Annotated in this window: 24 protein-coding genes; 12 read left to right on the top strand and 12 right to left on the bottom strand. The window is 73.2% G+C overall.

Annotated features, from left to right (window positions below):
* Positions 1 to 22: 22 nt before the first annotated feature.
* Positions 23 to 463 carry an alternative ribosome rescue aminoacyl-tRNA hydrolase ArfB gene (arfB, locus tag AC54T2_RS09515; protein WP_496666046.1) on the top strand — a complete coding sequence of 147 codons (441 nt, stop codon included), beginning with the start codon at positions 23 to 25 and terminating at the stop codon, positions 461 to 463.
* Positions 464 to 483: 20 nt separating this feature from the next.
* On the opposite strand, the gene purE is transcribed toward arfB, so the two are convergent.
* Positions 484 to 1032 (bottom strand): 5-(carboxyamino)imidazole ribonucleotide mutase, encoded by a 549-nt coding sequence (gene purE / locus AC54T2_RS09510; RefSeq protein WP_186341408.1) that lies wholly within the window; start codon positions 1030 to 1032, stop codon positions 484 to 486.
* 10 nt (positions 1033 to 1042) lie between these two features.
* Positions 1043 to 2212 carry a 5-(carboxyamino)imidazole ribonucleotide synthase gene (locus AC54T2_RS09505; RefSeq protein ID WP_186341407.1) on the bottom strand — a complete coding sequence of 390 codons (1170 nt, stop codon included), beginning with the start codon at positions 2210 to 2212 and terminating at the stop codon, positions 1043 to 1045.
* An 81-nt stretch (positions 2213 to 2293) separates the two neighbouring features.
* On the opposite strand from AC54T2_RS09505, the gene AC54T2_RS09500 reads away from it, so the two are divergent.
* Complete coding sequence (locus tag AC54T2_RS09500) at positions 2294 to 2746, top strand: MarR family winged helix-turn-helix transcriptional regulator (protein WP_496666045.1); 453 nt, start codon at positions 2294 to 2296, stop codon at positions 2744 to 2746.
* Positions 2743 to 3126 carry a hypothetical protein gene (locus AC54T2_RS09495; RefSeq protein WP_496666044.1) on the top strand — a complete coding sequence of 128 codons (384 nt, stop codon included), beginning with the start codon at positions 2743 to 2745 and terminating at the stop codon, positions 3124 to 3126. The genes AC54T2_RS09500 and AC54T2_RS09495 overlap by 4 nt, the downstream gene beginning before the upstream one ends.
* A 3-nt stretch (positions 3127 to 3129) precedes the next feature.
* Here the strand turns inward: AC54T2_RS09495 and AC54T2_RS09490 are convergent, their stop codons facing one another.
* The 4 genes from AC54T2_RS09490 to AC54T2_RS09475 all read right to left on the bottom strand — a co-directional run bounded on the left by AC54T2_RS09490 (position 3130) and on the right by AC54T2_RS09475 (position 5911).
* A complete protein-coding gene (locus AC54T2_RS09490) occupies positions 3130 to 3447 on the bottom strand; it encodes a winged helix-turn-helix domain-containing protein (protein ID WP_489975975.1) in 318 nt (105 codons plus the stop codon).
* A gap of 81 nt (positions 3448 to 3528) precedes the next feature.
* Entirely contained in the window at positions 3529 to 4605 is a 1077-nt protein-coding gene (locus AC54T2_RS09485) for an adenylate/guanylate cyclase domain-containing protein (RefSeq protein WP_489975974.1), read from the bottom strand.
* On the bottom strand, positions 4595 to 5098 hold the full coding sequence (locus AC54T2_RS09480; RefSeq protein WP_496666043.1) for a PH domain-containing protein: 504 nt from the start codon (positions 5096 to 5098) through the stop codon (positions 4595 to 4597). Before AC54T2_RS09480 ends, AC54T2_RS09485 begins: the two co-directional genes overlap by 11 nt.
* Positions 5099 to 5113: 15 nt before the next feature.
* Complete coding sequence (locus AC54T2_RS09475; RefSeq protein WP_496666042.1) at positions 5114 to 5911, bottom strand: biotin--[acetyl-CoA-carboxylase] ligase; 798 nt, start codon at positions 5909 to 5911, stop codon at positions 5114 to 5116.
* Positions 5912 to 6011: 100 nt separating this feature from the next.
* Between AC54T2_RS09475 and AC54T2_RS09470 the strand changes: the two genes are divergently transcribed.
* The 6 genes from AC54T2_RS09470 to AC54T2_RS09445 are packed head-to-tail and all read left to right on the top strand — an operon-like array spanning position 6012 to position 11368.
* The gene (locus AC54T2_RS09470; protein WP_489975973.1) at positions 6012 to 7649 is read left to right on the top strand and encodes a carboxyl transferase domain-containing protein; all 1638 of its coding nucleotides are present in this window, start codon (positions 6012 to 6014) and stop codon (positions 7647 to 7649) included.
* Positions 7649 to 7909, top strand: coding sequence for an acyl-CoA carboxylase epsilon subunit (locus AC54T2_RS09465; protein WP_489975972.1), 261 nt, complete (start codon positions 7649 to 7651; stop codon positions 7907 to 7909). The genes AC54T2_RS09470 and AC54T2_RS09465 overlap by 1 nt, the downstream gene beginning before the upstream one ends.
* Positions 7910 to 7941: 32 nt before the next feature.
* Positions 7942 to 9630: a DUF885 domain-containing protein gene (locus AC54T2_RS09460; RefSeq protein ID WP_496666041.1), complete on the top strand. Its 1689-nt coding sequence runs from the start codon at positions 7942 to 7944 to the stop codon at positions 9628 to 9630.
* Positions 9627 to 10256: a Maf family protein gene (locus tag AC54T2_RS09455; RefSeq protein WP_186341398.1), complete on the top strand. Its 630-nt coding sequence runs from the start codon at positions 9627 to 9629 to the stop codon at positions 10254 to 10256. Before AC54T2_RS09460 ends, AC54T2_RS09455 begins: the two co-directional genes overlap by 4 nt.
* A gap of 18 nt (positions 10257 to 10274) precedes the next feature.
* Positions 10275 to 10910 (top strand): CDP-alcohol phosphatidyltransferase family protein, encoded by a 636-nt coding sequence (locus AC54T2_RS09450; RefSeq protein WP_489975969.1) that lies wholly within the window; start codon positions 10275 to 10277, stop codon positions 10908 to 10910.
* Positions 10910 to 11368: a YqaA family protein gene (locus AC54T2_RS09445; protein ID WP_186341397.1), complete on the top strand. Its 459-nt coding sequence runs from the start codon at positions 10910 to 10912 to the stop codon at positions 11366 to 11368. The genes AC54T2_RS09450 and AC54T2_RS09445 overlap by 1 nt, the downstream gene beginning before the upstream one ends.
* Before the next feature lie 14 nt (positions 11369 to 11382).
* Here the strand turns inward: AC54T2_RS09445 and AC54T2_RS09440 are convergent, their stop codons facing one another.
* From AC54T2_RS09440 to AC54T2_RS09425, 4 genes are all read right to left on the bottom strand, one after another.
* Positions 11383 to 12600, bottom strand: coding sequence for an ABC transporter permease (locus AC54T2_RS09440; RefSeq protein WP_496666040.1), 1218 nt, complete (start codon positions 12598 to 12600; stop codon positions 11383 to 11385).
* Positions 12597 to 13478, bottom strand: a complete 882-nt coding sequence (locus AC54T2_RS09435; protein WP_186341395.1) for an ABC transporter ATP-binding protein — start codon at positions 13476 to 13478, stop codon at positions 12597 to 12599. The genes AC54T2_RS09440 and AC54T2_RS09435 overlap by 4 nt, the downstream gene beginning before the upstream one ends.
* A 114-nt stretch (positions 13479 to 13592) precedes the next feature.
* Complete coding sequence (locus AC54T2_RS09430) at positions 13593 to 14291, bottom strand: response regulator (protein WP_277395313.1); 699 nt, start codon at positions 14289 to 14291, stop codon at positions 13593 to 13595.
* Positions 14288 to 15640: a sensor histidine kinase gene (locus AC54T2_RS09425; protein ID WP_496666039.1), complete on the bottom strand. Its 1353-nt coding sequence runs from the start codon at positions 15638 to 15640 to the stop codon at positions 14288 to 14290. The genes AC54T2_RS09430 and AC54T2_RS09425 overlap by 4 nt, the downstream gene beginning before the upstream one ends.
* A gap of 154 nt (positions 15641 to 15794) precedes the next feature.
* Between AC54T2_RS09425 and AC54T2_RS09420 the strand changes: the two genes are divergently transcribed.
* Together AC54T2_RS09420 and AC54T2_RS09415 are read left to right on the top strand one after the other, a co-directional pair.
* The gene (locus tag AC54T2_RS09420) at positions 15795 to 17150 is read left to right on the top strand and encodes an HNH endonuclease (protein ID WP_496666038.1); all 1356 of its coding nucleotides are present in this window, start codon (positions 15795 to 15797) and stop codon (positions 17148 to 17150) included.
* 56 nt (positions 17151 to 17206) lie between these two features.
* Entirely contained in the window at positions 17207 to 17542 is a 336-nt protein-coding gene (locus AC54T2_RS09415; protein WP_489975964.1) for a YnfA family protein, read from the top strand.
* Between the two features lie 25 nt (positions 17543 to 17567).
* Here the strand turns inward: AC54T2_RS09415 and AC54T2_RS09410 are convergent, their stop codons facing one another.
* Entirely contained in the window at positions 17568 to 18764 is a 1197-nt protein-coding gene (locus AC54T2_RS09410; RefSeq protein ID WP_496666037.1) for an acyl-CoA dehydrogenase family protein, read from the bottom strand.
* 501 nt (positions 18765 to 19265) lie between these two features.
* Between AC54T2_RS09410 and AC54T2_RS09405 the strand changes: the two genes are divergently transcribed.
* The gene (locus AC54T2_RS09405; protein WP_496666036.1) at positions 19266 to 21047 is read left to right on the top strand and encodes an acetyl/propionyl/methylcrotonyl-CoA carboxylase subunit alpha; all 1782 of its coding nucleotides are present in this window, start codon (positions 19266 to 19268) and stop codon (positions 21045 to 21047) included.
* Between the two features lie 12 nt (positions 21048 to 21059).
* On the opposite strand, the gene AC54T2_RS09400 is transcribed toward AC54T2_RS09405, so the two are convergent.
* On the bottom strand, positions 21060 to 22052 hold the full coding sequence (locus AC54T2_RS09400; protein WP_496666035.1) for an AraC family transcriptional regulator: 993 nt from the start codon (positions 22050 to 22052) through the stop codon (positions 21060 to 21062).
* Positions 22053 to 22114 lie beyond the last annotated feature (62 nt).

Genomic DNA, 22114 nt, shown 5'->3' with positions numbered 1-22114 from the left:
GGTTTCATCCCACAATGGGGGGATGCGCGACCTCCACGTCCCGGCCGGACCCGGCCTGCCCGACGGGCTGGTCGTGCCGGCGGCCGAGCTGGTCGAGCGGTTCTCGCGCTCGCCGGGACCGGGCGGCCAGTCGGTCAACACCAGCGACTCGCGCGTCGAGCTCGACTTCGACGTCACCACCTCCCAGGCCCTCACCGACGCGCAGCGGGCGCGGGCGCTGCGGCGCTGGCCGTCGGGACGGGTCAGCATCGCGGCCTCCGAGCACCGCTCCCAGCACCGCAACCGGGTGGCTGCCCGCGAGCGCCTCGCCGACCTGCTGCGCCAGGCGCTCGCCCCGCCACCGCCGTCGCGGCGGCCCACGCGTCCCACCCGCGGGGCCAAGGAGCGCCGGCTGAAGGCCAAGAAGCAGCGAGGCCGGACGAAGGCGCTGCGCGGCCGGATCGACGACCAGAAGTCGACCTGACCCGGGGCGGAGGAGCCGGGCTAGAAGCCGACCCGTGGGGTGTCGCCGCCCGCGGCGCGGCGGACGACCTCGCCCTTGGCGTGCGCGGTCTCGGCGAGCCCGGCCTGGTAGTCGACGAGGCGCTGCTGGAGGGCGGGGTCGCTCGTGCCGAGGATGCGCGCGGCGAGGATGCCGGCGTTCTTGGCGTTGCCGATGGCGACGGTGGCGACCGGGATCCCGCCGGGCATCTGCACGATGGAGAGCAGCGAGTCCATCCCGTCGAGGTACGCCAGCGGCACCGGCACCCCGACGACGGGCAGCGGCGTGACCGAGGCCAGCATGCCGGGCAGGTGGGCGGCGCCCCCGGCGCCGGCGATCACGACCGACAGCCCGCGGGTGTGCGCCTCGCGGCCCCAGGCGATCATCTCGGTGGGCATCCGGTGCGCGGAGAGGACGTCGGCCTCCCAGGCCACCCCTAGCTCGGTGAGCACCTCGCCGGCGGCCTGCATGACCGGCCAGTCGGAGTCGGAGCCCATCACGATGCCGACCCTGGCGCCGGCCTGCTGCGTACCGCTCGTCTGCTCGCTCATCTGCTCGCCCTCACTCGCTCTCGTTGCCCAGGTCGCCGCGGAACCACGCGGCCGCGTGGCGGGCCCGCTCGAGGCAGTCCTCGAGGTCGTCGCCGTAGGCGTTGACGTGCCCGACCTTGCGCCCGGGGCGCAGGTCCTTGCCGTAGAGGTGCACCCGCAGGCGCGGGTCGCGTGCCATCGCGTGCGGGAGGCCGTCGTAGAGGTGGCCGGAGTCGGTGGGTCCGCCGAGGATGTTGACCATCACGGTCCAGCGCTCGCGGGGCGCGGGCGAGCCGAGCGGGAGGTCCATGACGGCGCGCAGGTGGTTCTCGAACTGCGAGGTCACGGCGCCGTCCTGGGTCCAGTGGCCGGTGTTGTGCGGGCGCATCGCCAGCTCGTTGACCAGGATCCGGCCGTCGGTCGTCTCGAAGAGCTCCACGGCGAGGATGCCCGTGACGTCGAGCGCGCCGGCGACCCGCAACGCGATCTCCTGCGCCTGCCCGGCCAGCGCGGGCGCGAGGTCGGGGGCGGGGGCGACGACCTCGTGGCAGATGCCGTCGAGCTGGGTCGAGGCGACGACGGGGTAGGCCGCGGCCTGGCCGCTGGGCGAGCGCGCCACCAGCGCCGAGAGCTCGCGCCGGAAGTCGACGAGCTCCTCGGCCAGCACCTCCACGCCCGCAGCGGCGGCGGCGTCGAAGGCGACCTGCGCCTCGTCGAGCTCGCGCACCACCCACACCCCCTTGCCGTCGTAGCCGCCCCGGGTGGTCTTGAGCACGCACGGCAGGCCGAAGGCGGCCACGTCGTCGGTGGAGACGACCACGGCGTTGCGGGGGCAGGGCACGTCGAGCTCGCCGAGGCGGCGGCGCATCACCGCCTTGTCCTGGGCGTGCACGAGGGCGTCGGGGCCGGGGCGGACGGCGACGCCGTCGGCGGCGAGCGCGCGCAGGTGGGAGGTCGGGACGTGCTCGTGGTCGAAGGTGACGACCGCCGCCCCGGCGGTCACCCGGCGCAGGGTGGGGAGGTCGGTGTGGTCGCCGACGAGGTGGTCGGGGATGACCTGGGCGGCCGAGACCCCCTCGGCCTCCGCGAGCAGGCGCAGCGGGAGCCCGAGCGCGATCGCGGGCTGGGCCATCATCCGCGCCAGCTGGCCACCCCCGACGACGGCGAGCGTGGGAGCGCGGTGCGAGCCGGTCGAGGACACGTCCGGAGCCTATAGAAGCCGCGCACGCCGCGCGGGCCGGGGCTTGACGCCGAGACGCGCCAGGTTGTTAAGTGCTTCACAATGACCGATCCCGAGCCCCTCTCCCGACGCTTCGCCCTCGCGCTCCACCGGGCCACCGCCCTCGTCGACCGCGTGGCCGACGCCCACCTCCGTCCTGCCCACGGCATCGGGGTGTCCGAGCTGGCCGCCCTGGCGAGCATCGACGCCCTCGAGCCGGCGCGCCAGAGCGCCCTCGCGGCCGCGCTCGACGTCTCGCGGTCCGCCGTGACCCAGCGGCTGGCGTCGCTGACGCGGGACGGGCTGGTCGTCGTCGTCGCGGACCCGGGCGACCGCCGGGCCAACTCCGTCGCCCTCACCCCGGCCGGACGCGCGCTGCTCACGGCGGCGTGGGAGTCGCTCGCGCGGCACGACGACGGGTTGGAGGACGGGGTCGACGTCGCGGGGCTCATCGCCGCGCTCGACCGCGTCGCCGCCAACGCCGAGCGCCACCTGGCCGGCACCGGCCGACGATGAGCACGCCCGACCTGGTCGCGGTCCTCCTCGCCACCCTCGTGCTGGCGGGGATCGGCGCCGTCCAGGTGCTGGCGGCGGCCGGACGGCCCTGCGGCCGACTCGTCTGGGGCGGGCGGCATGAGGTGCTCCCGAGCGGCCTGCGCGTCGGGAGCGCGCTGTCGGTCCCGCTCTACGCCGCCGCGGTGGGCGCGCTGCTCGTGCGGGCCGGCGCGTGGGGGCGCTCGGGCACGGCGGCCGAGGTGGTGGCGTGGGCGCTGGTCGGCTACTTCGCGATCGGCATCGTGCTCAACGCGATCTCGCGCAGCCGGCCCGAGCGGCTGACGATGACCCCTGCGTGCGTGGTGCTCACGGCGTGCTGCCTCGTCGTGGCGAGCGGCTGACGATCAGCCGGCCACGGCGCTGGAGGCCGGCTCGAAGCGCAGGCCGCGGCCGCGGTGGGTCGTGATCAGCGTGGGACTGCGCGGGTCGTCGCCGAGCTTGCGGCGCAGCCAGCCCAGGTGCACGTCGATGGTCTTGGAGCTGGTGTAGAACGTCGTCTGCCACACCTCGGCCATCAGCTCGCCGCGGGTGACGATGTCGCCCGGTCGCGCCATCAGGGCGTGCAGGAGCTGGAACTCCTTGCGCGAGAGCCTGATCTCGCGATCACCACGCCACACGCGTCGCGAGAGGGGGTCGAGTCGCACGTCCTGCACAGCCAACACGGCCAGAAACGTAGGGATGACCGCGCGCCGGCGTGACCCTTATGGGTGGAATCGGGCGAGTGGTCTGGTCCACGCGACGCGTCAGCGGCGGCGTACGGCGACCGGCTCGACGAGGCCGAAGCCGCGCACCGGACGGGCCGGCAGCCGGCGGTGCTCCCACTCCTCGTGGGGCAGCCGGTCGGCGGTGCTCTGGTCCACGATGAGCCGGTTGCGGCGGGCGACCTGGGTGAGCCGGGCCGCCATGTTGACCGGGGGTCCGAAGATGTCGCCCAGCCGCTGGACCACGGGGCCGCTGGCCAGGCCGAGGCGGACGTCGGGCATCTTCGGGTCGCGCCCGATCACGTTGATGATCCCCTCCGCCACCCCGACCGCCTCCTCGGCGGTGTTGGTGACGAAGAGGACGGAGTCGCCGAGGCTCTTGATGATCCGGCCGCCGAAGCGGGCGACGACGTCCTGGCACCGGCTCTCGAAGACCTCGACGAGGTCGCCGAGCTCGTCGCGGTCGAGGGTGTTGGACAGCGCGGTGAAGGCGACCAGGTCGGCGAACCCGACGCTCACCTCGATGGTGTGCAGGTCCTCGTCCTTGGCGCCCATCGCCTCGATCCGGCCGACCGCGGCGGCCAGGTGGCGACGCCACGCGTAGACCAGGAGCCGCTCGAACGGCGGGTTGACCTCGTCGATGAGCCGCATCGCCGAGCCGACGCGCGAGCCGGTGGCCTCGTCGCCGGCCTCCATCTCCTCGACCCGGCTGACGAGCGTGGAGACCTCCCAGTCGGCGAGGCGCGCCATCGTCTGGCCGACGCCGCGGGTGAGGTTGACGGCCACGTCGAAGTCGACCGCGCCGGAGTCGACGAAGCCCATGAGGGTCGACACCGCCTCGATGTCGGCGGCCGTGTAGGCCTTCTCCCCCGTGAACTCGGGGAAGCCGAGCGCGCGCCACAGCCGCCGCGCCTGCTCGACCGTCACGCCGGTGTGCTCGGCGACCTCGACGGCGTTGAACGCCGGGTCGCTGCGCAGGATCGCCTGGTCGAGCTGCTCGCCGGCAGGCCCCGGGTCGGGGCCGGGGTCGGGGCCGGGGTCGGGGCCGGGGGCGTGGACCGGGTCGGGGCCGGTGTCAGGGTCGGGCCGGCCGCCTCGACGCCTGCGCTCAGGCGCCATCGTCGCGGCGGTCGCCACCCGAGAGGCGGTGGAGCTCGTCGGAGACCTGCAGCTGCACCTTCTCCACCTCGGGGATGTCGTGGAGCCGGGCGCTGCCGTCGGTGCTCGCGTCGGTGACGACCAGCGTGCCGCAGCCGAAGAGGCGGTCGATCACACCGATCTCGAAGTCGACACCGCTGATGCGGTTGAGCGGGATCGTGCGACCGGAGGTGGCGATGAACCCGGTGCGCGTGATGAAGCGGCGGTCGGTGAAGGTGTAGGTGGTGGTCAGCCAGCGCAGCAGCGGCCCGACGACGAACCACACCACCACCGCGGCGAACAGCGCCCACACCACCAGGCTCGCGACCCGCGGGTCGATGAGCCGGTCGAGGAAGACGGCGGCCGCCAGCGCGAGCAGCACGGCGAGGCCGGGGAGGATCAGCGCCTTGACGTGGGTGCGGGTGGAGACGACGACGCGCTCACCGGGGTTGAGGAGCTTGCTCGGGAACGGCACGCGCCGATCATGTCACTAGGCGGGACGCACGTGCACCACGTCGCCCGCGGCCACGACGAACGTCCCGTCGTCGGTGCCGACCACGAGCGCGCCGCTCGCGTCGATGTCGAGCGCCTCGCCACGACGTACGTCGCCGCCGGGCAGGTGCACGTCGACCGTCCTGCCGAGCGTCACGCACACGTCGGCGTACGCCGCGCGCAGCGAGTCGACGTCTTCGAGCAGCCCCTGCAGGCCGTGCAGCGAGCCGAGCACCTGGCTGAGCAGGCCGGTGCGCTCGACCGGCTCGCCCGTCTCGAGGCTGATCGAGGTCGCCAGCGCGACCGGCAGCTCGTCGAGGGTCTGGTCGACGTTGATGCCGACCCCGACCACCGCCACCGGGCCGTGGGCGGTCTCCACGCGCTCGACGAGGATGCCGCACACCTTGCGTCCGCTGCCCGAGGCACCGTCGACGAGCACGTCGTTGGGCCACTTCAGGGCGATGTCGGGCAGCCGGTCGGCGAGCGCGGCCTGCACGGCGTACCCGGTGAGGAGCGGCAGCCAGGACCACGAGGACGGCGGGAGGTCGGGGCGCAGCAGCACCGAGAACGTCAGCGAGGCGCGCGCCGGCGTCTCCCACACGCGGTCGAGGCGACCGCGTCCGGCGGTCTGGTGCTCGGTGACCAGCACCAGGCCCGGCTCCTCGCCCGCGCGGGCCCGGTCGGCGACGGCGGCGTTGGTCGACGGGACCGCCTCGACGACCTCGACGCGCCACCCCGCCGGGGCCACCAGCCGGTCGAGGTCGAGGGGTGGGCGCGGTGCGGGCTCGGGCGTCATGGGGTCTAGATTGCCCCACGGGCGGAGCGCGCAGCACCGGTCCCCAGACCGTCTCGCACCGTCTCGCAGCAGACACGACCCCAGCACAGGAGGCCACCGCGTGAGCGCACAGCCGGGTGAAGGCACCGACGTCCCCCCGCAGTCGGAGATCGACGTCCACACGACCGCGGGCAAGCTCGCCGACCTCGAGCGGCGCCTCGACGAGGCGGTGCACGCCGGCTCGGCCAAGGCGATCGAGAAGCAGCACGCCAAGGGCCGCCGGACCGCCCGCGAGCGCATCGAGATGCTCTTCGACGAGGGCACCTTCGTCGAGCTCGACGAGCTCGCCCGGCACCGCTCGACCGCGTTCGGGCTGGAGAAGACCCGGCCCTACGGCGACGGCGTGGTGACCGGCTACGGCGAGGTCAACGGCCGGATGGTCTGCGTGTTCAGCCAGGACTTCACCGTCTTCGGTGGGTCGCTGGGCGAGGTCTACGGCGAGAAGATCACCAAGGTGATGGACCTCGCGATCAAGACCGGCTGCCCCATCATCGGGATCAACGAGGGCGCCGGCGCCCGGATCCAGGAGGGCGTGGTCTCCCTCGGCCTCTACGGCGAGATCTTCCGCCGCAACGTGCACGCCTCCGGCGTCATCCCCCAGATCAGCCTGATCATGGGCAACTGCGCCGGCGGGCACGTCTACTCCCCGGCCGTCACCGACTTCACCGTCATGGTCGACCAGACCTCGGCGATGTTCATCACCGGCCCCGACGTCATCAAGACCGTCACCGGCGAGGACGTCTCGATGGAGGACCTCGGCGGCGCCCGGACCCACAACACCAAGTCGGGCAACGCCCACTACATGGCCTCCGACGAGGAGGACGCCATCGAGTACGTCAAGGCGATGCTGTCCTACCTCCCGCAGAACAACCTCGACCCCGCTCCGGTGCACGACCCCGAGTCGGGCGAGGCGCCCCAGATGGAGGTCACCGACCTCGACCGGGCGCTGGACACGATCATCCCCGACTCGCCCAACCAGCCCTACGACATGCACGACGTGATCACCGCCGTGCTCGACGACGAGGAGTTCCTCGAGGTCCAGGAGCTGTTCGCGCCCAACATCCTCGTCGGCTTCGGCCGCGTCGAGGGCCACACCGTGGGCGTCGTGGCCAACCAGCCGATGCAGTTCGCCGGCACCCTCGACATCGACGCCTCCGAGAAGGCCGCCCGGTTCGTCCGGTTCTGCGACGCGTTCAACCTCCCGGTGCTCACCTTCGTCGACGTGCCCGGCTTCCTGCCCGGCACCGACCAGGAGTGGAACGGCATCATCCGCCGCGGCGCCAAGCTGATCTACGCCTACGCCGAGGCCACCGTCCCGCTGATCACCGTCATCACCCGCAAGGCCTACGGCGGCGCCTACGACGTGATGGGCTCCAAGCACCTCGGCGCCGACATCAACGTCGCCTGGCCCACCGCCCAGATCGCCGTCATGGGCGCCCAGGGCGCGGCCAACATCCTGCACCGCAAGACCCTCCAGGCCGTCGCCGACGAGGGCGGCGACGTCGAGGCCCGCCGCGCCGAGCTGGTCGACGAGTACGAGACCACGCTCGCCAACCCCTACATCGCGGCAGAGCGCGGCTACATCGACGCCGTCATCGCGCCGCACGAGACCCGGGTCGAGATCATCCGGTCGCTGCGGCTGCTCCGGTCCAAGCGGGAGGCCCTCCCGGCCAAGAAGCACGGGAACATCCCCCTCTGATGGGAGACCTGATGGGAGACCTGATGGCCGCCGGGAGCCAGCCCGACCCCGCCGCACGGACGCCGCTGCTGCGGATCGTCAACCCCGACGCGACGCCCGAGGAGGTCGCCGCCCTGGTGGCCGTGCTGTCAACGCTGGGCCCCGGCGCCGGCGCGGCCCCGGCGCGGCCCCGGCCGTCGTGGACCGACCCCGCCCGGGGCGTACGCGGTGTGCACCGCCACGGCCCCGGGTCCTGGCGCTCGAGCGGGCTGCCCGGCTGACCCCCGGGCCACGGCCCGGCTAGGGTCGCGCCGTGAGCCCACGCACCGTCGACGCCCTCTGCAACGCCTACGTCGAGGACTACTGCGCCCTCGACCCGCTGACCGCCACCTCGATCGGGGTGGCCGGGCACGAGCACGAGCTGACCGACTACTCCCCCGCGGGCTTCGACGCCCGCCTCGAGCTGGCTCGCCGGGCCGTCGCCGCGGTCGAGGCGGCGACCCCGGTCGACGACCGCGAGGCCGCGGCGCGCGACTCGTTCCTCGAGCGCACCCGGCTGGAGATCGAGCTGGAGGAGGCGGGCGTCAACCGCTCGCGCATGTCGGTCCTGTGGAGCCCCCTGCACGAGATCCGCGGGGTGTTCGACCTGATGCCGACCGAGGGCGAGGAGGCCGTCGCGGCGATCGCCTCGCGCCTCGCCGGCGTGCCGGCCGCCCTGGAGGGCCTGCGGGTGACGCTCTCCGACGAGGCGCGCCGCGGTCACGTCGTCGCGGCCCGGCAGTACGCCGAGGTGGCCGAGCAGGTGCGGCGCTGGACCGGGCAGACCGGCGAGGCGGGCGACTTCTACCTCAACCTCGTCGAGCGCCTCGACGGCGGCGACGCGACCCACCTGCGTGCGCTCGCCGGTGCCGCGAGCGCCGCCACCGCGGCGTTCGGGCTCTTCCTGACCGACGAGCTCGAGCCCCAGGGTCGCGAGCGGCAGGGCGTGGGCCGCGAGGTCTACGCGCTGGCCAGCCGCTACTTCCTCGGCGCCGAGGTCGACCTCGACGAGACCTACGCCTGGGGCTGGAGCGAGCTCCAGCGGCTCTCCGACCTGATGGACGCCACCGCCGAGCGGATCCTGCCCGGCGCCGACGTCGACGCCGCGGTGGCCCACCTCGACGGCGACCCGGACCGCGTCGTCCACGGCCGCGAGGCGTTCCGCGACTGGATGCAGGACCTCGCCGACCGCACGATCGCCGAGATGGCCGACGTGCACTTCGACATCCCGCCCCCGATCCGGCGCATCGAGTGCATGCTGGCCCCCACCAACGACGGCGGCATCTACTACACCGGCCCCTCGGAGGACTTCGAGCGCCCCGGCCGCATGTGGTGGTCGGTGCCCGACGGCATCGAGGACTTCCACCCCTGGCGGGAGGTCACCACCGTCTTCCACGAGGGCGTCCCCGGGCACCACCTCCAGGTCGCCCAGACCGCCTACCGCAGCGACACCCTCAACCGCTGGCAGCGCCTCATGTGCTGGTGCAGCGGGCACGGCGAGGGCTGGGCGCTGTACGCCGAGCGGCTGATGGAGGAGCTCGGCTTCCTCGACGACCCGGCCGACCTGCTCGGGATGCTCGACGGGCAGTCGATGCGCGCCGCGCGCGTCATCGTCGACATCGGCATGCACCTCGAGCTGACGATCCCCGAGGACAACCGGCTCGGGCCCGGTGGCACGCCGTTCCACCCGGGCGAGACCTGGACGCCGCAGCTTGGCCTGGAGTTCATGCGGCTGCACTGCCGGATGGACGACGAGGTCATCCAGTTCGAGGTCAAGCGCTATCTCGGCCTCCCCGGCCAGGCGCCGTCCTACAAGGTGGGCGAGCGGATCTGGCTCGACGCCCGCGCCGAGGTGCGCCGGCGCCAGGGCGACGCGTTCGACCTCCGGGCCTTCCACCGGGCGGCGCTCGACCTGGGTTCGCTCGGCCTCGACCCGCTCCGCGCGGCGCTGGGTCGGCTGTGACCGCCCGGGTCCCCCTCGTCCTCGCCTCCGCCTCGCCCGCCCGCCTGGCGACGCTGCGCGCCGCCGGGATCGAGCCGACGGTCGTCGTGAGCGGGGTCGACGAGACGCAGCTGACCGGGCTGGCGCCGGCCGAGCTCGCGCTCCGGCTCGCCGAGCTCAAGTGCGCCGTCGTGGCCGCGCGTGACGACCTGCCTCCCGGCGCGCTCGTCCTCGGGTGCGACTCGGTGCTCGAGCTGCAGGTGCCGCCGGGCACGCCCGGACACGGCGAGGCGCTCGGCAAGCCCCGCGACGCCGCCGAGGCACGGGAGCGCTGGCGCTCGATGCGCGGGCGCACCGCGGTGCTGCACAGCGGCCACAGCCTGCGCGACGTGACGACCGGGCGGGCGGTCGCGGCGACCGGTTCGACCCTCGTGCACTTCGCGGACGTCGGCGACGCGGAGGTCGACGCCTACGTCGCGACCGGCGAGCCGCTGCACGTGGCCGGCGCGTTCACCATCGACGGGATCGGGGGCGCGTTCGTCCGCGGGATCGAGGGTGACCACCACAACGTGGTGGGCGTCAGCCTGCCCCTCCTGCGCGACCTCGTGCTCGAGCTGGGGCACGCGTGGCCCGACCTGTGGACGTGAGCCGATAGCATCTCGCACGTGGGCAGCGGGGCGGACGGCGTGGCAGCGCCGCTGGTCGACCCCGAGGGCGCCTACGGCGTACGGGACGAGCGGCTGCTCACCGGCGCCACGGTCATCACCGGCGTGCGCACCGTGGCCTCCGTCGTCCTCGCGGCCATGGCCGCCCACCAGCAGAGCCTGACGCTGCTGGTCGTCGCGTTGGTCGTCTATTGGGTGGGCGACATGCTCGACGGCTTCTACGCCCGGGTCCGCGACTGCGAGACCCGCATCGGCGCGGTGCTCGACATCATGTGCGACCGCTTCAACGCCGCGGCGTTCTACATCGGGCTCGCGTGGCTGCAGCCCGACCTGTCGCCGGCGATCTTCGTCTACCTGGCCGAGTTCATGGTGATCGACTGCTTCCTGTCGATCGCGTTCCTGGCCTGGCCGATCCGCAGTCCCAACTACTTCTTCGTCGTCGACCGGTGGATCTGGCTGTGGAACTGGTCCAAGCCCGCCAAGGCCGTCAACAGCGCGCTGTTCGCCGTGCTGCTGCTGGTCACCGGCTGGATGTGGGTCGGGCTGGCCATCGCCACCGCGCTGCTGGTGCTCAAGTGCGTGTCCCTGCACCGGCTGACCCGGATCGGCCTGCCGGTGCCCGGGGCGACTCGCTGATGCTGTTCTGGAGCGTCCTTGGCGCCTCGATGGCGTCCGCCCTGGTGCCGCTCATCAACATCGAGGCGATCCTCGTGGTCGCGGTGAGCCGGTCCCCCGGCAGCGCCTGGGGGCTGCTTCTCGCGGCCACGATCGGGCAGATGCTCGGCAAGATCCTCTGGTACTGGGGCGGCATGCACCTCGACCGGGCCCCCTGGGTGCACAAGCACCTCGAGAAGCCGAAGGTCCGCGCCTCGCTCGACAAGTGGCACGAGCGGGCGGAGGGCCGTCCGTGGTTCACGGCCGGGCTGCTCTTCGTGTCCGCGAGCACCGGCATCCCGCCGTACGCGGTCACCGCGGTGCTCGCCGGCACCCTGCGCGTGCCGTTCTGGATCTTCATGGTGACCGGCCTGCTGGGGCGCGGCCTGCGGTTCTGGGCCGTGGTGGCGGGGACCTCGTCGGTGGTCGACCTCTTCTGAGGTCCCCGCCCGGCTCACTCGGCGGTGGCCCAGGCCTGGCGGAGGCTGACGCGTCCGCCGGTCTGCAGCAGGGCGCGGCGGTAGAGGCGCTCGCCGATCCAGACGGTGACCGCGGCGAAGGCGGCGAGCAGGCCCAGCGCCAGCAGCGGCTCCCACCACTCGACCCCGCCGGCCAGGATCCGCTTGGGCATCACGACGGCCGACACGGGCGGCACGAACGACGCGATCACCTGTCCCCGCCCGTCGAGGGAGACGCCGCCGAAGAACATCACCAGCATCAGCATCGTCAGTGGCGTCGAGGTGGACTGCAGGTCCTCCGTGCGCGACGCGAGTGACCCCGCGACCGCCCAGAGGCAGGCGAGCGCCACGAAGCCGGCGAAGAAGAACGCGATGAACCACGCGGTCGGGCCCGACAGCGCCGGGACGTAGGACTTGTAGGGCGTGAACGACAGCCCCACCAGGCCGACCGCGAGGTAGACGAGCAGCTGGATCATCGCCAGCGCCGTGTTGCCGAGCACCTTGCCGGCGAGCAGGTGGCGCAGCGGGATCGCGGCGGCGATGATCTCGACGATGCGGCTCTGCTTCTCCTCGATCACCGACGACGCGAGCTGCATGCCGAAGATCAGCGCGGCGAAGTAGAAGAGGAAGACGAACACGAAACCGACCGCCTCGGCGACACCCGCCTTCTCGGCGTCACCGCGCAGGAACTCGGTCGACACGGTGCTGCCGGCCTGGAGCGCGTCGACAGTGGTGCCCGCGCTGGCGGCGTTGTCGGCCAGCACCTGCTCGGCCACGATCACGCGCGTGACGTCGGTGAGCGCGTCCTGCTCGCTGGACTCCGAGGTGAGCTGCCAGCCGCCGTCGACCGGATGCAGCCACGCGTCGGCCTCGTCGTCGCGGAGCACCGCCTCGGCGGCGTCGGCGTCGTCGACCTCGAGGAGGGTGACCTCCACCCGGTCGTCCACCGCGGGAGCACCCTCGGCGATGGCGCTCGCCATCGCGACGGCGTCCGGGGTGGCGGCGAGGGTGACCTGGTCGGTGCGCTCGGCCTGCCAGGCGGTGAAGCCGATGTAGCCGGCGATCAGCACGACCATGAACGCGGTGCCGAGCAGGAACGACTTGTCGGTGATCCGCGAGACGACCTCGCGGCGGGTGACCAGCAGCCAGGGCGGCTCGCCGGTCGACCCTCGTGCGTCGCGGTTGTCGTCTCGGGTGTCGTCGTGGGTGCTCATGCGGTGGCCTCCCGGTAGATCTCGCTCAGGGCCGGGCGGACCCGGACGAACTCGTGGACGTGGCCGCGGCCGGTCGCCTCGGCGACGAGGTGCTGCTCGGCGCCGTCCTGGTGGACCTCGACGAGCGCGGTCGCGCCGTCGATGTCGAGCACCTCCAGACCCGGCAGGCCGCGGACCCAACCGGCGTCGCCGCCGAGGACGAGGCGGAAGCGCGGCACCCCCGCGTCGCGCAGCTCCGCGACCGTCCCGGCGGCGACCCGGCGTCCGTGGGACAGCACGACCAGGCGGTCGCACAGTCGCTCGACGAGGTCGAGCTGGTGGCTGGAGAACAGGACCGGCACCCCGTCGCGGGTGTACTCGCGCAGCAGGTCGACCATCGAGTCGACCGCCAGGGGGTCCAGGCCCGAGAACGGCTCGTCGAGCACGAGCGCGGCCGGCCTGGGCAGCACCGAGGCGATGATCTGCACCCGCTGCTGGTTGCCCAGCGACAGCTTCTCCAGGTGGTCCTTGGTCCGCTCGCCCAGCCCGAACCGCTCCAGCAGCTCGGCCACCTCGGCGCGGGCCGCGGTGCGGTCCATGCCCTTGAGCTGGGCGATGTAGACGAGCTGGTCGAGGATCGGCTGCTTGGGATAGAGGCCGCGTTCCTCGGGCATGTAGCCGATGCGGCGGCGGTCCAGCCGGGTGATCGGCCGGCCGTGCCACAGCACCTCGCCCTCGTCGATGCCGAGCACGCCCATGATCATCCGCATGGTCGTGGTCTTGCCCGCGCCGTTGCCGCCGACGAAGCCGGTCATCTGCCCGGCCGGCACCTCGAACGACACGTGGTCGACGGCGGTGTTGTCACCGAACCGTCTGGTCAGCTCCCTGATCTCCAGCATGGCGACGACGCTAGTGGTGCGCGACCCGCCTGTGATCCGTCGCCGGAGGGAGCTCTGGGGTGGAGGTGCGGTGGAGGTCGGGGGGATGTGGGATGGAGGTGCGACCCGCCTGGCTCAGTCCTCCGCCGGGAGGATGAGGCCGGCCTCGTAGGCGTAGATGACCGCCTGCACGCGGTCGCGCAGGTGCAGCTTGGCGAGCAGGTTGGACACGTGGGTCTTGACCGTCGCCTCGCCGAGCACCAGCGTCGCCGCGACCTCGCCGTTCGACAGTCCCCGGCCCAGCAGCGTCAGCACCTCCCGCTCACGGGCCGTCAGCAGGGCGAGCTCCTTGGGCTCGGCCCGGGTCGCGGGGCTCGACCCGCCTGCCGACGTCTCGCCGCGGGCGCCGCCGGCCATCTCGGCGATCACCCGCCGCGTCACCTCCGGCGCGAGCAGCGCGTGCCCGCGCCCGGCCGCGCGTACGGCGTCGAGCAGCTGCTCCGGGCCGGCGTTCTTCAGCAGGAAGCCACTCGCCCCGGCCCGGAGGGCGTCGAAGAGGTAGTCGTCGCGGTCGAAGGTCGTGACGATGACGACGTGCCCGAGGTCGTCGGCGACGAGGTGGCGGGTCGCCTCGATGCCGTCCATCCGCGGCATCTGGACGTCCATCAGCACCACGTCGGGCCGCGTGGCGCGGGCCCGCTCGATCGCCTCGATGCCGTCGGCCGCCTCGCCCACGACCTCGATGTCGTCCTCGACCGACAGCACCATGGCGAAGCCCGAACGCACCATCGCATGGTCGTCGACGAGCAGGACGGTGAGCGGTCGGTCGGTCACGACGCCGCCAGGGGGTAGCGCACGCGCACGCGGTAGCCGCCGGTCACGCGGGGGCCGATGTCGACCTTGCCGTTGTGCGTGGCCGCGCGCTCCCGGATGCCGAGCTGGCCGAGGCCGCTGCCCGAGGTGCCGTGCCGCGGACGCCCGTTGTCGACGACCTCGACCTCCGCGTACGCCGCCGCCTCGTCGACCCGGACCACCACCGAGACCGCGTCGGCGGTGCTGTGACGACGCACGTTGGTCAGTGCCTCCTGGACGGTGCGGTAGATCGCCAGCCCGATCCCGCGCGGCAACCGGCTGGCGGCGGACGACTGCTCCTCCACGACGTCGAGGCGCACCGCGAGGCCCTGCCGGGAGGTCTGCGCGACCAGCTCGGGCAGGTCGTCCACGCCCGCCTCCGGCGTACGCGCTCCGGTGCCGCCGTCCGCGGCGTCGGGCCCGCCCTCGGCTCCGCCGTCGACGAAGCCCGCGCGCAGCGTGCCGAGCAGGCGCCTCATCTGGGTGAGCGCATCGCGAGAGGCCTCCTCCACGCGCGAGAGCGCGGTGCGCGCCGCGTCGGGATCGCGGTCGAGGACCCGCCGCGCGGCCCCGGCCTGGATGCCCATCGCGGACACTCCGTGGGCGACCACGTCGTGCAGCTCGCGGGCGATGCGCAGCCGCTCGTCGACGACGGCCTGCTCGCGCAGCCGACCCGCCTGGGCAGCGATCGTGGCGGCCTGCTCCTGGAGGCGCAGGCGCTGGCGCGCCGCCCGCCAGGCCACCCCACCGCCGACGATGGCGCCACCGAAGTAGATCACGTTGACCAGGAGGGTCATGGCCACCGTCGCCGGGATCGGCGCGAACGCCCCGACGCGCTCGGCATCCTCGAACTCGTCCACCATCTCCTGCGCGGCCGATCCCACGGCGAACTGCCAGGTGATCCACGCGAACATGAACAGCAGGATCGTGCCGATGACGACCACCATGGCCCGCCGGTCGCGGGCGTAGGCGACACCGGACAGCAGCGCCACGAAGTAGACGATCTGCAGCGAGAGCTGCCCCATCACCTGAGGCATCGTCACTCCGGCGACGAACATGTGCAGCGCCGCGAGGCTCGCGACGACGAGCGGCCACCGGCGGCGACCGAGCAGCAGCGCCGCTCCCGTGGACACGGCGAGCCACTGCGCCCAGACCGGCCCGTCGGTGTGCTCGAAGCCGCCGGCACTGCGCACGAGCTCGAGTGCGAGCAGGCTGACCGCCTCGACACTCGCGGCGAGCACGAGGTCCTGGCGACCGATCGGCGGCCTCGGCCGCTCCCACTCGTCGTCGACGCCCAACCACGTGAGGACGCGCTGACTCGTGCTCGACATGGGGCGAGGGTAGATCGCGAGACGGGTGACCGGATCCGCCGGGAGGAGGAGAAGCAAGCCGCCGATCATCCACAGGCGGACGCGACGGGCGGCTCTCCACAGCCGGACGCCACGAGCGGAGCGGACTGTCCGGAGCGGCTGCTTCGGTGGCGCCATGACCACCAGCCCGCCCCAGCACGCCTCCCCCGGCGCCTCCCCCGTCGTCGAGGTCGCCGACGTCGCGGCGATGTGCGGGCGGCTGCGTGCCTCGGTGGCGACCGCGCCGCAGCTCGACGCGGCCGCGCTGGTCGACCTGCTCGGCGAGCTGGAGACGCTCGGTCGGGTGGTGGGCGCGGTCCAGGCAGAGCTCACCGGTCGACTCGACGAGCTGCTCACGCAGGATCAGGCCGCCGCCGGCGCGAGGCCCGAGGAGCTCGGCGCCGGTGTGGGCAACGTCGTCGCGGCCGCGCGGCGCGAGTCGCCCCACCGCGGCCGACGGCACGTGAGCCTGGCCCGCGTCGTCCCGACGGAGCTGCCGCGCACGTGGGCGGCGTGGCTCGAGGGGCGCATCGACGAGTGGACGACCACCATCATCGCCCGCGAGACCGCCTGTCTGCCGCTCGAGCACCGGCTCGCCGTCGACGAGATCGTCGCCGGCGACTCCGACGCCCTCGAGCAGCTGAGCCCACGTCGGCTGCTCGCGCGGCTACGCGTGGAGTCCGAACGACTCGACCCCGCGGCGTGCGTGGCCCGCCGACGGCACGCGGAGTCCGAGCGCCGGGTGACCCTGCGTCCCGCGCCCGACTCGATGACCTGGCTCACCGCCCTCCTCCCGGTGAAGGACGGCGTGGCCGTCTACACCGCCCTGACCGGCGAGGCCGACCGCGCCCGGGCGCGGGGCGAGGAGCGCGGGCGCGGCCAGGTCATGGCAGACCTGCTGGTCGCCACCGTGCTCGGGGACGCCACGGCCGGCCCGGTCAGCGTCCCGGTCACCCCGGTCGCCCTGGGGGTCGTGATGAGCGATCACGCCCTCTTCGGCGGGGCCGACGACGAGGCGCACCTCGAGGGCTTCGGCCCGATCCCCGCCGAGCTGGCGCGCGAGATCGTCTGCGGCGCCCTCACCGCCGAGGAGGAGGTGAGCATCCGCCGTCTCTACGCCTCGCCGACGACCGGCGAGCTCGTCACGATGGACGCCCGCACGCGCACGTTCCGCGGCAGCCTCGCCCGCTTCGTCCGACTGCGCGACCGCACCTGCCGCAGCCCGTGGTGCGACGCACCGGTGCGCCACATCGACCACGTCGAGCCCCGGGCCGCCGGTGGCGCGACGTCCGCGCACAACGCCCAAGGGCTGTGCGAGGCCTGCAACTACGCGAAGAAGGCCCACCGCTGGCGGGCCAGGCCCGGGCCGGACGGGAGCGTGACCACGACCCTCCCCACCGGCCGCACCTTCACCACCAGGCCGCCGCCGATCGCCACGATCCGGCGCGGGCCAGTCCCACCGATCCACATCGAGTACGTCTCCACCGGTTGAGCCGCCAGTGGGCGCGGGCCCGGGTCGCAGCACCTCGGGCTGCCAGACTCCCGGACATGTCCGTCGTGATGTCGCTCGTCCTCTTCGCCTTCGCCGCCCTGGCCGAGATCGGCGGTGCCTGGCTGGTCTGGCAGGGCATCCGCGAGGACCGCGGCTGGCTCTGGGTCGGCGCCGGCTTCATCGCACTGGGCCTCTACGGCCTCGTCGCGACGCTGCAGCCCGACGCCAACTTCGGGCGAATCCTGGCGGCCTACGGCGGGGTGTTCGTCGTCGGCTCGCTCGCGTGGGGCATGGCGGTGGACGGGTTCCGACCCGACCGCTACGACCTCGCGGGCGCCCTGGTCTGCCTGGTCGGCGTCGCGGTGATCATGTACGCCCCGCGCTCGACCTGACCGCCCCGCGTCTTCCGCCCCCGGCTCACTCGACCGGCAGGCCGAGCCCCCGCGCGATCAGCATCCGCTGGACCTCCGAGGTCCCCTCGCCGATCTCGAGGACCTTCGCGTCGCGGTAGAAGCGCGCGACGGGGTACTCCTCCATGAACCCGTAGCCGCCGAAGACCTGCGTCGCGATGCGGGTCGCGGTCACGGCCGACTCCGTGGCGTAGAGCTTGGCGACCGCGGCCGCCTGCTTGAAGGCACCCATCGAGACCGACCCACCTGCGTCCATCGCGTCCTTCATCGCGGCCGCCTTGTAGGTCAGGAGACGCGAGGCGTCGAGCATCACCTGCAGGTCGGACACCTGGAAGGCCACGCCCTGCTTGCGTCCGATCGGGCCGCCGAAGGTCTGCCGCTCGCCGGCGTACTCCAGCGACATGTCGAGGCACGCCTGGATGCAGCCGACGGCCAGGGCCGCGATGGCGACGCGCCCGTCGTCGAGCGTGGCGAGGAACTGCGCGTAGCCACGACCCCGCTCCCCCAGCAGGTACGACTCGGGCACCCGAGCGTCGGTGAAGGAGAGGGGGTGGGTGTCGGAGGCGTGCCAGCCGAGCTTGTCGTAGGCCTTCTCGGCGGTGAAGCCGGGCGTGCCGGAGGGGACCATGATGGTCGAGATCTCCGGACGACCGTCCGCGCGATCGCCGGTGCGGGCGGTCACCGTGACCAGGGAGGTGATGGACGAGCCGGAGTTGGTGATGAACTGCTTCGCGCCGTTGACGACCCACTCGCCGTCCTCGAGGACGGCCTTGGTCCGGGTCGCGCCCGCGTCGGAGCCGGCCCCAGGCTCGGTGAGTCCGAAGCCGGCGACCTTCTCGCCGGCGACGAGCTCGGGGAGCCAGGTCTTCTTCTGCTCGTCGGTGCCGAAGGTGAGGATCGGGTTGATCCCGAGCCCGACGGCCGCCTCGAGCGTGATGCCCATCGACTGGTCGACGCGCCCGACCTCCTCGATCGCCAGGCACAGCGACGTGAACCCGCCGTCCTCCCCGGCCATCCCCGCCCCGCCGAACTCCTCCGGGGCGGTCAGCCCCATCAGCCCGAGGGCGCCCATCTTCTGCACGACGTCGGTGGGGAAGTGGTGCTCGCGGTCCCACTGGGCGGCGTGCGGCGCGATCTCGGCCTCGGCGAAGTCGCGGACGCTGCGGCGGAACTGCTCGTGCTCGGGGGACAGCTCGAAGGTCATGCCTCGCACCCTAGCGCCGCTAGGTTAGCGATCGCTAACCACAGGAGTGACGCACGCAACAGGTCGGGCGTCGCACGCGCCCGAGCCCACCCGTCATCGCGGTGCTGACGACACCTCGTGCAGACGACTCCGCGGCCGTGCCGTCGCGCTGGCCGCCGAGCCCCGACCCCCCCCCCCCCCCATCACCATCGCCCCCGTCGCTTCCGGAAAGCCGTGGGTGCCCACCTGCGGGCGCGGCGGCTGCCCACGCGGGTCGCAGGCACCCCGCCGCGGAGCGCCTGTCCATCTCCTCACGCCCCGGAGGTCGACGGCGCCCGAGAACGCCGGCCACCAGCGCTCGTCCCTGTGGCGTCGCTCACAGCCGGCATCGCCTACGCGCGCATGGCACAGCCCACGCGGCAAGCGGCCCGTCGCGCGGCACTCGGAGCGCGGTAGCCTGCCGAGCGGTACGCCCTCCGGCTGCCCGTCCCCGCCCCTCAGTGTCACCGCAGGAGTCCTCGCGTGAGCTTGAAGAAGGTCCTCATCGCCAACCGTGGCGAGATCGCCGTCCGCGTCATCCGCGCCTGCAAGGACGCCGGCATCGGCTCGGTGGCGGTGTACGCCGACCCCGACCGCGACGCCCTCTTCGTTCGCCTCGCCGACGAGGCCCACTCCCTCGGTGGCGCCACCCCGGCCGAGTCCTACCTCGACATCGCCAAGATCATCGCGATCGCGGAGCGCTCGGGCGCCGACAGCATCCACCCGGGCTACGGGTTCCTCGCCGAGAACGCCGAGTTCGCCCAGGCCGTCATCGACGCCGGGCTGATCTGGATCGGCCCCCCGCCGGCCGCGATCGAGGCGCTGGGCGACAAGGCGAAGGCCAAGCACATCGCCGACCGGGCCAAGGCGCCGCTCGCGCCCGGCACCAAGGACCCGGTCAAGGACGCCGACGAGGTCGTCGAGTTCGCCAAGGCCAACGGCCTCCCGGTCGCGATCAAGGCCGTCTTCGGCGGCGGCGGCCGCGGCCTCAAGGTCGCCCGCACGCTCGAGGAGATCCCCGACGCCTACGAGTCCGCGGTCCGCGAGGCGGTCACCGCGTTCGGTCGCGGCGAGTGCCTGGTCGAGAAGTTCCTCGACAAGCCCCGCCACGTCGAGACCCAGTGCCTGGCCGACCAGCACGGCAACGTGGTCGTCGTCTCCACCCGCGACTGCTCGCTGCAGCGCCGCAACCAGAAGCTCGTCGAGGAGGCCCCCGCGCCGTTCCTCACCGACGAGCAGGTCGCCGAGCTCTACGAGTCCTCCAAGCGCATCCTCACCGAGGCCGGCTACCACGGCGCCGGCACGTGCGAGTTCCTCGTCGCCCAGGACGGCACCATCTCCTTCCTCGAGGTCAACACCCGCCTCCAGGTCGAGCACTGCGTCTCCGAGGAGGTCACCGGCATCGACCTCGTGCGGGAGATGTTCCGCATCGCCGCCGGCGAGGAGCTCGGCTACGGCGACCCCGAGGTCCGCGGGCACTCCATCGAGTACCGCATCAACGCCGAGGACGGCGGCCGCAACTTCATGCCCGCCCCCGGCACCCTCACCCGCTGGCACCCGCCGGCCGGTCCCGGCGTACGCCTCGACGGCGGCTACGACCAGGGCGAGACCATCCCCGGCTCGTTCGACTCCCTGATCGCCAAGCTCATCGTCACCGGCAAGGACCGCACCCAGGCCCTCGAGCGGTCCCGGCGAGCGCTCGACGAGTTCGTCGTCGACGGCATGCCCACCGTCATCCCGTTCCACCGCGCGGTGGTGCGCGATCCGGCCTACGTCGGCGCGTCCACCCCCACCGGGGAGGGAGAGTTCAGCGTCTACACCCAGTGGATCGAGACGGAGTTCGACAACCGGATCGAGCCCTACGCCGGCGACAGCGCCGAGGCCGACGCCCCCGGCGACCGGCAGACGGTCACCGTCGAGGTCGGCGGCCGCCGCCTCGAGGTCGTCCTGCCTGCCGGGCTCGGCGGCCTCGCCGCGGGCGGCAACGGCGGCGCAGGCGGGTCGAAGAAGCCGAGGCGCGCGGCCAAGAAGGCCGGTGCCGCGGCCTCGGGCGACGCCGTCACCTCCCCGATGCAGGGCACCATCGTCAAGGTCGTCCTCACCGAGGGCCAGGAGGTCGCCGAGGGCGACACCGTCGTCGTCATGGAGGCGATGAAGATGGAGCAGCCGCTCAAGGCCCACAAGGCCGGCACCGTGACCGGCCTGCAGGCCGAGGTCGGCGCCACGGTCACCAACGGCGCCGTGATCTGCGAGATCAAGGACTGAGCCGCCGCGACGTCATGGGATCTCCCGGTCCCGACCGGGGGTTCCCATGACGTCACCTGCGCGTCCACCCCGATCAGCAGCCCGCCGGTGGTCGCGCGGGCTGATCCCCCGCTCCCGCTTGAACGCCGCGCTCAGCGCGAACGGGCTCGCATAGCCCACCCGGCGAGCGACCGCGGCGAGCGTCGCGTCGGGCTCCAGGAGGAGGTCGGCGGCCAGAGTGATGCGCCAGTCGAGGAGGAACGCCATCGGCGGCTCGCCGACCAGCTCGGTGAACCGTCGGGCGAAGCCCGCCCGGGACACCCCGGCGCGCGCGGCGAGCTCAGCCACGGACCACGGGTGCGCGGGGTGCTGCTGCATCAGGCGCAGCGCGGGTCCCACGACGGCGTCCGCCTGCGCGGCGTACCACGCCGGGGCACCCGATCGCGGACGCGCGAACCAGGTGCGCAGCAGGGTGATGAGCACCAGGTCGAGGAGGCGGTCGAGCACCGCCTCCTGTCCTGGAGCGTCGCGCACGACCTCCTCCCCCAGCAGGTCGAGCAGCGGCGTGTCGAGCTCCTCGGCCCGCAGCACCAACGTGCGCGGCAGGGACCGGACCAGCCTGCGGGTGACCTCGCCCTCGAGCTGGTAGACCCCGGTGAGCAGCACCGTCTCGCCCACCGTGCTGTTGCCCCAGCTGCGCACCCCCTGGCTCATCTCCTCCACCACGACATGCCCGTCGACGGTGGTGCAGACCTGACCGGGGTGGATGACGAGCTGGTCGGGGGTGCCGGGGTCGTCGGCGATCGTCCAGTGGTCACGGCCGACCCACACCACGACGTCGCCAGCCGCCAGGCGGACCGGCTCCTCCCCGTCGGGGCGCACCCAGAGGTGGCCGCGCACCACGGAGGTCAGCGACAGCGGCGCCTCGTCCGCCAGCCGTATCGACCAAGGCGGGTCGAGAAGGATCCGGAGCAGGAAGGCGCGCCGGGCGCGCGGTCCGTCGAGCAGTCCGGTGAGTGCGTCCATCCCGTCCCACACTAGACGCACGCGCATGCCCGCGCGCTCCTTGACCATGGCAGGGCTCCACC

It is taken from the genome of Nocardioides sp. Z35_8, from assembly GCF_059621125.1.
This window is presented reverse-complemented; position numbering and strand designations above follow the sequence as displayed.

Coding starts and splice junctions, on each gene's coding strand:
- AC54T2_RS09475 (WP_496666042.1), bottom strand. CDS start 5,911: ATGACGCCCGAGCCCGCACCGCGCCCACCCCTCGACCTCGACCGGCTG.
- AC54T2_RS09435 (WP_186341395.1), bottom strand. CDS start 13,478: ATGCTGGAGATCAGGGAGCTGACCAGACGGTTCGGTGACAACACCGCC.
- AC54T2_RS09415 (WP_489975964.1), top strand. CDS start 17,207: ATGTCCGTCGTGATGTCGCTCGTCCTCTTCGCCTTCGCCGCCCTGGCC.
- AC54T2_RS09420 (WP_496666038.1), top strand. CDS start 15,795: ATGACCACCAGCCCGCCCCAGCACGCCTCCCCCGGCGCCTCCCCCGTC.
- AC54T2_RS09485 (WP_489975974.1), bottom strand. CDS start 4,605: ATGGCGCCTGAGCGCAGGCGTCGAGGCGGCCGGCCCGACCCTGACACC.
- AC54T2_RS09465 (WP_489975972.1), top strand. CDS start 7,649: ATGGGAGACCTGATGGGAGACCTGATGGCCGCCGGGAGCCAGCCCGAC.
- AC54T2_RS09440 (WP_496666040.1), bottom strand. CDS start 12,600: ATGAGCACCCACGACGACACCCGAGACGACAACCGCGACGCACGAGGG.
- purE (WP_186341408.1), bottom strand. CDS start 1,032: ATGAGCGAGCAGACGAGCGGTACGCAGCAGGCCGGCGCCAGGGTCGGC.
- AC54T2_RS09495 (WP_496666044.1), top strand. CDS start 2,743: ATGAGCACGCCCGACCTGGTCGCGGTCCTCCTCGCCACCCTCGTGCTG.
- AC54T2_RS09445 (WP_186341397.1), top strand. CDS start 10,910: ATGCTGTTCTGGAGCGTCCTTGGCGCCTCGATGGCGTCCGCCCTGGTG.
- AC54T2_RS09425 (WP_496666039.1), bottom strand. CDS start 15,640: ATGTCGAGCACGAGTCAGCGCGTCCTCACGTGGTTGGGCGTCGACGAC.
- arfB (WP_496666046.1), top strand. CDS start 23: ATGCGCGACCTCCACGTCCCGGCCGGACCCGGCCTGCCCGACGGGCTG.
- AC54T2_RS09500 (WP_496666045.1), top strand. CDS start 2,294: ATGACCGATCCCGAGCCCCTCTCCCGACGCTTCGCCCTCGCGCTCCAC.
- AC54T2_RS09410 (WP_496666037.1), bottom strand. CDS start 18,764: ATGACCTTCGAGCTGTCCCCCGAGCACGAGCAGTTCCGCCGCAGCGTC.
- AC54T2_RS09400 (WP_496666035.1), bottom strand. CDS start 22,052: ATGGACGCACTCACCGGACTGCTCGACGGACCGCGCGCCCGGCGCGCC.